General features: G+C 44.8%; 10 protein-coding genes and 1 pseudogene. 7 read left to right on the forward strand and 4 right to left on the reverse strand.

Features of this window, described 5'->3' with window-relative positions; all coding sequences use genetic code 11:
* Positions 1-117 precede the first annotated feature (117 nt).
* The gene (locus NCI00_RS16805) at positions 118-1,065 is read right to left on the reverse strand and encodes a phage tail-like protein (RefSeq protein ID WP_253529408.1); all 948 of its coding nucleotides are present in this window, start codon (positions 1,063-1,065) and stop codon (positions 118-120) included.
* Positions 1,066-1,286: 221 nt separating this feature from the next.
* Positions 1,287-2,135: a sugar phosphate isomerase/epimerase family protein gene (locus NCI00_RS16810; RefSeq protein WP_253529410.1), complete on the reverse strand. Its 849-nt coding sequence runs from the start codon at positions 2,133-2,135 to the stop codon at positions 1,287-1,289.
* 257 nt (positions 2,136-2,392) lie between these two features.
* Here NCI00_RS16810 and NCI00_RS16815 point away from each other — a divergent pair.
* The 5 genes and pseudogenes from NCI00_RS16815 to NCI00_RS16830 all read left to right on the forward strand — a co-directional run bounded on the left by NCI00_RS16815 (position 2,393) and on the right by NCI00_RS16830 (position 7,252).
* Positions 2,393-2,725, forward strand: a pseudogene (locus NCI00_RS16815) (PadR family transcriptional regulator).
* A 14-nt stretch (positions 2,726-2,739) separates the two neighbouring features.
* Positions 2,740-2,943, forward strand: a complete 204-nt coding sequence (locus tag NCI00_RS29625; RefSeq protein ID WP_445508843.1) for a hypothetical protein — start codon at positions 2,740-2,742, stop codon at positions 2,941-2,943.
* Positions 2,873-5,374 (forward strand): ABC transporter permease, encoded by a 2,502-nt coding sequence (locus NCI00_RS16820; RefSeq protein WP_445508844.1) that lies wholly within the window; start codon positions 2,873-2,875, stop codon positions 5,372-5,374. Before NCI00_RS29625 ends, NCI00_RS16820 begins: the two co-directional genes overlap by 71 nt.
* Positions 5,375-5,457: 83 nt before the next feature.
* Positions 5,458-6,078, forward strand: coding sequence for a class I SAM-dependent methyltransferase (locus NCI00_RS16825; protein WP_253529414.1), 621 nt, complete (start codon positions 5,458-5,460; stop codon positions 6,076-6,078).
* Between the two features lie 124 nt (positions 6,079-6,202).
* Positions 6,203-7,252, forward strand: a complete 1,050-nt coding sequence (locus NCI00_RS16830; protein WP_253529416.1) for a sensor histidine kinase — start codon at positions 6,203-6,205, stop codon at positions 7,250-7,252.
* Between the two features lie 56 nt (positions 7,253-7,308).
* Here the strand turns inward: NCI00_RS16830 and NCI00_RS16835 are convergent, their stop codons facing one another.
* Positions 7,309-7,866, reverse strand: coding sequence for a cupin domain-containing protein (locus NCI00_RS16835; protein ID WP_253529418.1), 558 nt, complete (start codon positions 7,864-7,866; stop codon positions 7,309-7,311).
* A 351-nt stretch (positions 7,867-8,217) separates the two neighbouring features.
* On the opposite strand from NCI00_RS16835, the gene NCI00_RS16840 reads away from it, so the two are divergent.
* Positions 8,218-9,369 (forward strand): DUF4249 domain-containing protein, encoded by a 1,152-nt coding sequence (locus tag NCI00_RS16840; protein ID WP_253529420.1) that lies wholly within the window; start codon positions 8,218-8,220, stop codon positions 9,367-9,369.
* A gap of 272 nt (positions 9,370-9,641) precedes the next feature.
* A complete protein-coding gene (locus NCI00_RS16845) occupies positions 9,642-10,028 on the forward strand; it encodes a hypothetical protein (protein ID WP_253529422.1) in 387 nt (128 codons plus the stop codon).
* A gap of 97 nt (positions 10,029-10,125) precedes the next feature.
* Here NCI00_RS16845 and NCI00_RS16850 read toward each other — a convergent pair whose 3' ends face one another.
* On the reverse strand, positions 10,126-10,839 hold the full coding sequence (locus NCI00_RS16850) for a LolA-like protein (protein WP_253529424.1): 714 nt from the start codon (positions 10,837-10,839) through the stop codon (positions 10,126-10,128).
* Positions 10,840-10,863: the final 24 nt, after the last annotated feature.

Raw genomic sequence — 10,863 nt, forward strand, 5'->3', positions numbered from 1 at the left:
TCGCAAGGAAAGAGTTTGGCGCTTTTTTACACGTTCCACTAAATTCATCAATACTTTTGTCAGACGTTTATCGGGTAAGTTCATTCCCCTAAGATAATCAATACTTGTGTATATACTTTAGGTACTATACACATCTGACTTTAGCTCCCAATTGTTAAAGTTCGTATTGTTGATAAGCACCAACCCTGTATTATTAGCAGCCTGTTTTATTTCTAACGTATATTGGGGGTTACCTGAATTTATACCGAATTTTCCGTTTCCAGCCCCCATAACAACATTGCCCCCAGGGATGTCATTCAGCACGACCCGACTGTTGTTTTTGCCCGCCCGTATGTAGGTATCTTCAGCTACATCAAAATGAAAATGTGAATTGTGGGTAGTGCCCGATACCACCAATGAGCCAGTTGTGTTGGCAGCACCGCGTGTTATCCACATACCAGTGGTGGAACTACCCCCGTTTCGCACTCCGATATTGCCATTGCTGAGTAATGTAAAAACCCCAGTAGGAATACTAAAAGAAGACGTGGAGTTGGATGAACCATAATTAAATGTATTGATAAACATCGCTCCGGTGGTGGGGTCAAAAAACTGCGTAGCGGCATAGCCTTCTCCAATACGTCGTTGTATATTGCTGCCATCACGGTATTGATTGAAGCCAATCGTGGGCCAATTGCGTTGCAAAGAGAGCCCTGTCCCGTCGGAGCCAAATACGGCCGACGTAGGGCCGTTGCCCAATGCACCAAACACCTCAAATTTTCCGCGCGTAGGTACTGAAATGCCCACGCCCACGTTGCCAGTGTTGGTGGTACTCAAATCATTTCCTATCAATTGCCAGCCCGTTCCCGAAGCGGCGGTGCTGCCAAAGTTAGCCCAAAGCGTACCCGTCCAGTAGCTGAATTGCTTCAAGTCTGAATCATACACCATCATGCCTTCCGTTTTGTTGGGCAAAGCATTTTTAGTAACGGTGCTCATTTTGGGTATCGTCACTCGATCAGGGAAAATACCCTGCGCAAAAGTGGAAGTATATACCAATACCACCAGCCATAAACTTGCAAAATTTTTCATAAGACAGAGTGCGTTTTTATCAAATTTAGTGTAAACCCATCAATAAAAATCCCACGACTCCCTAAACTTAGTATTCGGCAACGCCACAACCAGTAAAGCACTGATTATCTGAATCCTGAAGCACTTTTCTCTCCAATAAAACTCGAAAATATAAATGATAAAAGACCCAAGCGACTGTATTAAAAAAGGGCAGACTCTTTTTCGTCTGCCCTTCCGATTTTTTATTTCGTTCGGCTATAGATTGCACGGAAGTTTTTTACACTTTCGGCAATTTCGGGGCCGTTGTTTTCCCAGTGATATTCGTATTCAACCGAGATAGGGCCTTTGAAGTTTTGGCGTTTCATTTCAGCAATCACGGCTTCTACTTTACAGTCGCCCATGCCCCACACTACGTCGTGATAACGACCTTCGGGTGTGTCTTTTTTCACGTCTTTAAAGTGCATTCCCAATACGTGCCCGTTCAGTTTTTTAAGACATTCGACTGGGTCAAGACCTGAGCGCACCCAGTGGCCAATGTCGGAGCAGGAGCCTACATATTTACTGCCGCCAATCGCCGCCAAGACGGTATCAGGATGCCAATAACGTGAAGGCTTGGGGTGGTTGTGCAAGGCCACATTTATCTTGTATTGGTCGGCCAATTTCCGCACCAACGGCATTTGGGCAGGCGAAGGCTCGGTGTTGATGTTCAAAACACCCATGTCTTTGGCAAATTCAAACAAAGTAGTCCATTCGGCATCGGTTTTGGGGTTGACCACCCCGTACGCTACAATCGTCAGGCCTTTGTCTTTTACCAGTTTCTTCACCGCCGTACGCGTAGCAGCATCCATGCTGAAATCCATTTTTCCTTCCAGCCCACCGCCGATGGTTTGCCCTGGGAATGCTTCTACGTATTTGAGACCGCAGCTGTCTATTTTGCGGATGGCTTCGGCAAACGTAAACAACCGAAACGAGTAGGCCTGAGAACCGAGTTTCCAACCTGCCTTGTCTTCGGGCGTTTTCTGAGCCTGTACAGATAAAGCCCCCATAGAAAGCAGCAATCCGCATAGGAGGTATTGTGTGATTTGTTTCATAGAATCAATGATTTGTTTTTTTAAAAAGGGTTTGGTTATCTGCCTTTACCTATACGTCGAATTTTTTAACCACAAAGAACACTAAGAATTCATAAAGCGCACAAAGTCTCTTTGTCCCAAAGCGTACAAAGTTGTCCGATTATGGACAATCAGTACAATCGTTTCTTTTTTGTAAGACTCTAATAATCAATTATTTAATAACTAAATTTTTCAATGGCAAACTATTTGCTCAGCAAAAGTAGAAATAATACAAACCGATGAAACGGACGTATCTAGGAGAATTTGAAGAAATCGTTTTACTGACCGTTGCCGTGCTAGATGGCCAAGCCTACGGCGTAGTGCTCATGCACGAAATCATTGAACAAACGGGCCGGAGTGTTCGACTGAATCAGGTGCATTCGGCCTTGCAACGTCTGGAATAAAAAGGGATGGTCAGCTCAGAGATGGGCGAACCTACCAACGAGCGCGGCGGACGCCGCAAACGCCTGTTTTCAGTTACGGCCTACGGGCACCGCACCTTGCAAGAAATTCAGGAAGTGCGGGTCAGTTTTTGGAGCAGATTAACGAGCCCCTTGAAATTATCTGTTTAACGCAGCCTTTACCGATGAAAACCCAACCGCCCATCTTAGCCGATAAGTTACTCAAATGGTTTTGCGCCCCGCATTTGTTGGAAGACATTCAACCGGGCCGCTGGAGCGGGCGACCTCCACGAAGAGTTTGCTTTCCAAGTCAAACGCATCGGCTTACGGGGTGCGCAGTGGCTTTACTGGCGGGAAGTGCTGGGATTTATGAAGCCCAGATACATTAAACGACTCCCTCAACAATATCCGACAACCTATTCATACAGCCCCGATATGTTACAAAACTATTTCAAAATTGCGGTTCGAAATCTCCTTAAAAACCGTACGTTTTCAATCATCAATATTTCTGGATTGGCCATTGGGCTGGTCTGCTGTCTGGCCATTGGACTGTACGTATGGGACGAATACCAATACGACCGCGCCGTGCCGCAATTTGAACAGATATATCGGGTGACGGAAAGGCAAAAACAAGCCACTGGGCTTTATGACATTGCCGTAACTCCCGGCCCGCTGGCTCCGGCGCTCAAAAATGATTTTCCCGAAATCACCGAGACAGTCCGTATCGGGGCTTGGTCGGGATTGCTTCAATACCAACAAACTGCGGTGGAACCCGAAGCCATGCGGGTAGTTGACCCTTCTTTTTTATCGTTTTTTGGGTTCAAACTCTTAAAAGGGAATCCGCAAACGGTTTTATCCTCGCCCGACGAAATCGTTATCAGCGAAGCCGTGGCCGAGCGTTTTTTTGGCAAAGACTGGCGAGCTCAATCCGTTTTAGGAAAAACCATCCATTATAATCAAGAACGTCCGCTTCGGTTGTCGGGCATTGTTGAAAACGCTCCTGCGCGTTCGCATCTTCAATTTGATGTATTGTTGCCCTTTAAATATTTTGAATTAAATGATAAATGGAGCTACAATTGGGACAGCAATAATTACCATACCTACCTCAAAATCAGACCAGATGCCAACATTGCCACTTTCAGTCAGAAGCTGGTAGGCCAACTAAAAAAATACAATAAAGGCAACGAAACACCGCTTTTGCTGCAACCCCTGCGTGATATTCATTTGTATTCGGACTTCGATTTCGGCACCGATTGGGGCAAGCACGGCGACATCCGCTACGTCCGAATCTTCATCATTGTGGGGTTGATTGTACTGCTCATTGCTCTATTCAATTTCATCAATTTATCTACCGCACGGGCCACGCAACGGGCACGGGAAGTAGGAGTTCGCAAAAGCGTGGGGGCGTTACGCTCCAGCCTGATTGCGCAGTTTTGGGGCGAGTCTTTGTTAATGACCTCGTTGGCGTTGGGCATTGGATTGGTACTGCTTCACTCATTAATTCCTTTTTTCAACGAGTTATCTGGTAAGGTAATGACGGTACCTTTCCAACAACCGCTGTTTTGGGTTTCCATGGTGGGCGTGTTACTATTTATCAGCTTTTTGACTGGACTGTATCCCGCTTTTTATCTTTCTTCTTTTCGTCCGGTCAGTGTGTTGAAAGGCGTTTTCGATAAAAAATCAGGTGTCGGCTTTCGGAAAACATTGGTCGTGACCCAATTTGTGATGTCCATCGTGTTGATTATCGGCACTATGGGGCTATACCAGCAATTGCAATTCATGCAAAACAAAAAATTAGGTTTTGATAAAGAACAGTTACTCTATGTACGCCTCAAAGGTGATACTCGCCAAAAAGCCATGACGCTGAAAGAGTTACTGACAAAACAGAGCAGTATTGCATCGGTTTCGGCTACCACGAGTACGTTGGTTAATATGCAAAACACTTCGTATATCGAATGGGACGGAAAGACCCCCAAAAATGAATTTTTGATCACCCAAATGAACGTGGACGCTGATTTTCTAAAAACAACTGGCATGACGCTGGCCGCGGGGCGCAACTTCTCTGCCTCCATAGCAAGCGACAGAAGTAACAAGTTCGGCACCTATCTCATCAACGAAACCGCCGCTCGCCGCATGGGGTGGACACCGCAAAAAGCACTGGGTAAAAAAGTAAATTTTTGGGGCTTGGACGGAGAAATTGTAGGGGTATTACGCGACTTCCATTTCCGCCCGATGAATGTTAAAATCGAACCATTCATCGTCCGCTTTCGCCCTAAAGAAGCCTATTTCAATCTATTAATCAAAACTCGCCCCAAAACTGCGCAACAAGCCTTGGCCGACATTGCCCGAATCTATAAAAAAATTGAACCAAATCAACCGTTCAGTTACGGGTTTGTCAATGATGATTTGGAACGCCAATATGCCCTTGAGCAACGCACTGGACAGCTGCTTTTATGCTTTTCTCTTCTCACGATTTTGATTGCCTGCTTGGGTTTGTTTGGTTTGGCCACTTTTACCGCCGAGCAACGCATCAAAGAAATCGGTATTCGAAAAGTAATGGGAGCCTCCATTGCGAGCATTACTACCTTGCTGTCCAAAGATTTTATCAAATTGGTGTTGATTGCCAACGGCATTGCATTTCCGTTGGCCCACTACGGCCTAAACCACTGGCTACACGATTTTGAGTATCGTATCGGTATTGAATGGTGGATTTTTGGCGTGGCTGGTATCTCGGCCATTGGAATTTCCTTGCTAACGGTGAGTTTTCAGGCGATTAAAGCCGCGCTGATGAATCCAGTGAAAAGTTTAAAAACGGAATAAAGTTTGAAAAAAGAAAAACGGAACCCGGAGAAAAGAGAAGAAGCGACGCTTGCCGATAAAATTGGTAGAAGGAATTTCACGTCATGAAAAATCCTAAACTCATTGTACAACAAGGCTATGACCGCCTAGGCAGTCGCTACCGCGAACACTATGAAAATGCGAACCCAGAACGGTATGTTGATTGGCTAACAAAATTAGCTCAACTATTGCCATCCAATGCCAACCTCCTTGAGCTAGGCTGTGCCGATGGGATTCCAACGGCCCGTTTTCTAAGCCAAGGTTTCAAGTACTTAGGAATAGACATTTCTCCTGTACAAATCGAACTGGCTCGCACAAACGTTCCTAATGCTCACTTTGAGGTCGCCGATATGTCTATCTTAAGCTTTCCTGCCTCTTCGTTTGAGGGGATTATTGCCCTGTATTCGATTATTCATGTTCCTCTGGCTGAGCAACCTGCGCTAATCAAAGCGGTCTATCAATGGCTTAAGCCCAACGGCTATTTTCTCTGTGTGGTGGGGGCTGATGAGTGGACAGGTACAGAAGCAAACTGGATTGAATCTGGTACGCTTATGTACTGGAGTCAAGCGGATGCGGCCACGTATCAATCATGGTTTATTGAAAGTGGATTTAAGATTGTTGAACATTGCTTTGTGCCCGAAGGTACCAGCGGCCACGCCTTCTTTTTCGTACAAAAGATAGCATAGATTTAACAAAAATTGCCTAATGGCTCACCCCCTTTATGATTTCGTGTTTTTTTAGGTCATTAGAGCTTTGCCAATCATGCCAAAATTTGTATTTTTACCATAACATTCTCTATTTTGATTCGGTGTGCAAACAATAATTACCGACGATTCTCAACGTGCTAAACCCAACGACAAATGGTTTCGACTCATCGGAGTTCCCGTGTCGGTTTTGCCATTTGTATTCTTTTACATACGAGAATATGGTTTTGAGTGGTCATTGGTGTGGCTGACCTTTGGTTGGGGATTGATAACAACAGGCCTAAGTTGGGAATTGCTACGCTGGTGGGTATTTCAGGCGAGGGCCAAGTATTTCCAAATTGATAATACTGGTCGGCGCGTTCTACTTACGTTTATCGGTTACGCGGTATTAACCTCCTTGATACAGCCCATCGAAACTTGGGGGCTCAGCCAGATTGACCCTACGGGTCTAATTGCTGATCCAACTCCCCGCGTGTATCTTACCCATATTGCGATGGCCATTTCGTTTGCTTTCATTGTGGGGGGCGTCTATGAGGTCATTTACTACCTAAAATTGTACCGATTAGCCCTGACGGACGCCGAAGCCCTCAAGAAGGCAAAGATGCAAACCGAGTTAGATGCGCTACGCCAGCAAGTTAATCCACACTTTTTGTTCAATAGCCTGAATTCGTTAACGGCCCTAATCGGCGAAGACCCGCAGAAAGCCGAAACCTTTAGTGAGGAGCTGAGTTCGGTATATCGATATCTACTCCGCTGCAACGACGCAACATTGGTGCCGCTGTCGGCAGAACTAGACTTTCTTAACTCCTACTACCACTTACTCAAAACTCGTCATGGAGATTCACTTATATTAACCGCAAATGTTTTGCCCAACGGTGAGGAGCGGCAACTCCCCCCCTTAACGCTGCAACTATTGATTGAGAACGCCGTTAAGCACAACATCATATTGCCCGAACAGCCACTAAACATCAATTTGTATCTTGACGAATCAAACTGGCTTGTGGTCAGCAACAACATACAGCGTAAATCTACTCGGGTGTTGAGCAACGGCGTGGGCTTGAGTAATATATTGACCAAGTATCGAATGCTAGGACAACCCGCGCCCATCATTGAGGATGACGGGCGCGAATTTCGCGTTACCCTACCACTGGTGTGATTTTCTATGCCATGCCCCTTAATAGATTTTAGTTTTGAGCAAGTTGTGGGGTTGTTTTAGAGGTGTTTTACTGGTTCGGGGGCATCTTTAAAATGCTCGTATTTGTTAAGTAGTTTACCGATTCGATACACGACGGGCAGAATAACTTTCCTGACAAAAACGGGCATTTCGTTCATCTCATATTCGCTTGCATAACGGATGATGAGATAAGCTGCATCAAAAACTTCAGGTTGGGCTTTGCCTGATTTTTTTTGAGCGGCAAAAATACTGCTCAGAAAAAAAATACTGGTGTTGGCAGGCTTCAACCACCCTTCACAGTGCAACACATCTGGGCCAGCGTTCCAAAAACGGTGCGGGGTACCTCGTTTGAACACAATCGACTCTCCCGCATTGGCGTACTGCTCTGGCTGTCCAGCCAACTGATACCCAATTCGCCCTTTCAAGACTGTAAAACCTTCATCTTGTAGCCAATGTGTGTGCATGGGTGGGCCACTACCGGGTTGCACAAAATTCTCGGCGACCAAAACGTCCCCGTCTGGTTCGTGTAATAAACGCTTGAAAATCAACTTTTCACCAAGGAAATTATCGATGGTATGTGGCAATAAATAGTTCATAGCTGTAATAAAGTTTATTGTTTATTTGAAATTTATCATTGATGCATCTTACACATGAATACACCGTTAAGGACTGTTTATAATAAAAACTTTCAATGGCATACTTGACTACTGTACCATGAAGTATGGGTGCAAAGATGGACCTTGGGTTAAGCGTGGCCAATAGTGAATGAAATAGAACGGAAAAAGTTGTCATTAAAGCGACTTAATAGGGACATAAAACAACTCCTATTAATAATCAACAAATGATATGCAGCGCTTGAAACGGCCCGATGAAGCCCAAAAAAATAGGTATCTGTTGTAGGTATTCTAATGAGAGACAGAACTTTATTGAGTAAGTCCGACTAAGTCATGAAAAATCAGTTTAAGCTACTTTATCTATCCATTCTGTCGTTGGCGCTGTATTTACTGTATAGTTGTGTTCAACCCTATATGCCTCCAGAAATAACGCAGGCGGCCAACTTTCTGGTAGTGGATGGCTCGTTGAATGTCAGTCCTTTGGCTACTAGCCAAATCAAGCTGAGCCGTACTCAAAATATAAATGAGAAGGAGCCACCCAAGGTGGAGCGCGAGGCCACGGTCAGTGTAGAAGGTGACAAAGGCAGCAATTTTAGATTTGCAGAAGTGCAACCGGGAACTTATACATTGGGGGCCGTTGCTTATGTAGATAACGAAAAATTCCGACTCCATATCCGCACAAAAAATGGCAAAGAATACATCTCTCAGTATGTACCAGCCATGCAAACGCCTCCCATTGATAGTGTCACTTATCAGGTAAGTCCAGACAAAACAGGCGTACAAATTAATGTTAATACGCACGACCCATTAAATAAGACGCGCTTCTATCGGTGGAATTTTGAGGAAACTTGGGAGTATCAAATGCCGCTGTATACAGGCTATGAAGTAATCGGTAAACAAATTAAGGGGCGAACAGAAGATGTTAATAGGTGTTGGGATAATCGTAAATCATCGCTGATTACGGTTGCCTCTTCCATTAAACTCAGTGAGGATGTTATTCGAGATATGCCGATTACGTTTGTCCCTGTCCTTGGCGACAAGTTGCGGATTAAATACAGTATTCTGGTAAGGCAGTATGGAATTTCGCAGCAGGAATTTGAGTACTGGAACGCACTATCCCGAACCAACGAAGTGACGGGTGGGCTGTTTGATTCTCAGCCATCGCAGGTAACGGGCAATATTTTGTGCATTAACGACCCAAATGAAATTGTTTTTGGTTTTTTTAGTGCCTCCTCATTAGAAGAAAAGCGGCTGTTTATTACAGAAAATCTGGGCGGACTTACTTTCTTGGACAAATCCTGCGAGCCCCTTGATACGTTGCCCGCATCTGAGGCTATAAGAATGTTTGAGATGTTGTCTCATCTGATATTGGTAGAATTCCCCGTTCCTGGTTCCCAAGAACTTTGGTATACCACTGGCAGTGCGGCCTGTAGTGATTGCCGAGAACTGGGAGGAACAAACAAAAAACCAACTTTTTGGAAATAGTCGGTCAATGGTACGACCCTGTTACGAATGAGTTTTCTGAGGCTAAATTGCTAATCAAACAAGGAATCATTAAAGCCTCTTCTCCCCAAAATGGCGATACAGTATTGGGGCTGAAGAAAAAATACATTTCCATTCATCGGTGTGTTTTTTGAGCCCATCTACTAGAACAGTCGATTAGTAGATTAGACTAAAAGTGCGTTAAACGTTGGGTTTCCGTTTCGTTCTAACCTTCGTAAACCAACAAAAAACAAGCAATTAAAATAACAGCAACCATGAAAAAGACCATCTTAGCCATCGCCGCTTTCGCTCTTTTGAGCATCGCAACTGTCAATGCCCAACGCGGCCAATATCCAAGCCAACGTCCTAATCAGGCACCCCAATTCGACAATCCTCGGATTGATAATGCCTACGAAGAACTAAAAATCAACCGATTGGATAACATCGTCAAACTGACGCGCAAGCAGGAGAATGAGTTGAAAAGAATTGAGAACCATTATGACCGCATCCTGAGAGGAAGACGCCTGAGCGGCCGAGATATTCAGCGTTTGGAAAACGAAAAACAACGCGAAATTTGGTCCGTTTTGACACCCGTACAGCGTCAACGTTTAGCGGCCCACCAACACAATCAAAAGTTTGACCGGCCCTATCGCAGAGGTTAGTCGTAAGAGAGTAAGCCATGAAAATAACCTGTTGAATAACCCGTAAATGCACAAAGCCGCCCCTTTCGGAGCGGCTTTGTGTTCAACACTTCTCTTCTTACTTCGTTGGCTTCTTAAAAATAGCTTCGTCTACCTTGGCATTGACCGTCACTTTGTTGGTGATAAAAGTCAAAGCACCCATCTGACTGGTCATATCCATGGTATTGGCCATCTTGATGCCTTCTACCTCTTTATAATCTGAAAACATAATTTCGCCGTCTTGACCATTTATCGTTGTTTTCAGCTTGGTCAACATAAAGGTGTTAGCATCAATGTATTGCTCCATCACCTGACCGTCTTTCGTCGTAACTTTGAGGTGATAAGCATCGTCTTTTTCTACTTTTTCTTTGCCTACTAGCTCTACTTTGCTACCTTTTTCTTTGTAATTATACAACTCGCCAAATGGGTCTAATTGGCCCGCTTGCTGCTTCACCATTTCAGCAGGCATATCTTCTGGGTCGCCCGTTCCACCCATCATGGCTGGGCGTATCATCCAACCCGTAGCACCCTCCACCACCTGCACCATAGAATTACCCATTACCGACGATTCTGTACGTAAGGCCTTGCCGACCACTACCGTCGTTTTGTTAGGAATTTCCATGTTTTGAACCGCGAGTGTGCGCTCAATCACTATTGTACTTACCCCTTTTAATTTATCCGCACCGCCCATTGCTGCAATATGCTTATCCACGATTTCATCCACCGTTTGGGCGTACGAACTGATTGAAACGAAGGCGGCCAAGGTCGCAACCAAAAGTTTGTTTGTTTTCATTTTGTTCGGATTTTTAAGTTATAA

The organism is Runella salmonicolor (genome assembly GCF_024158025.1).
Taxonomy (GTDB): Bacteria; Bacteroidota; Bacteroidia; order Cytophagales; family Spirosomataceae; genus Runella; species Runella salmonicolor.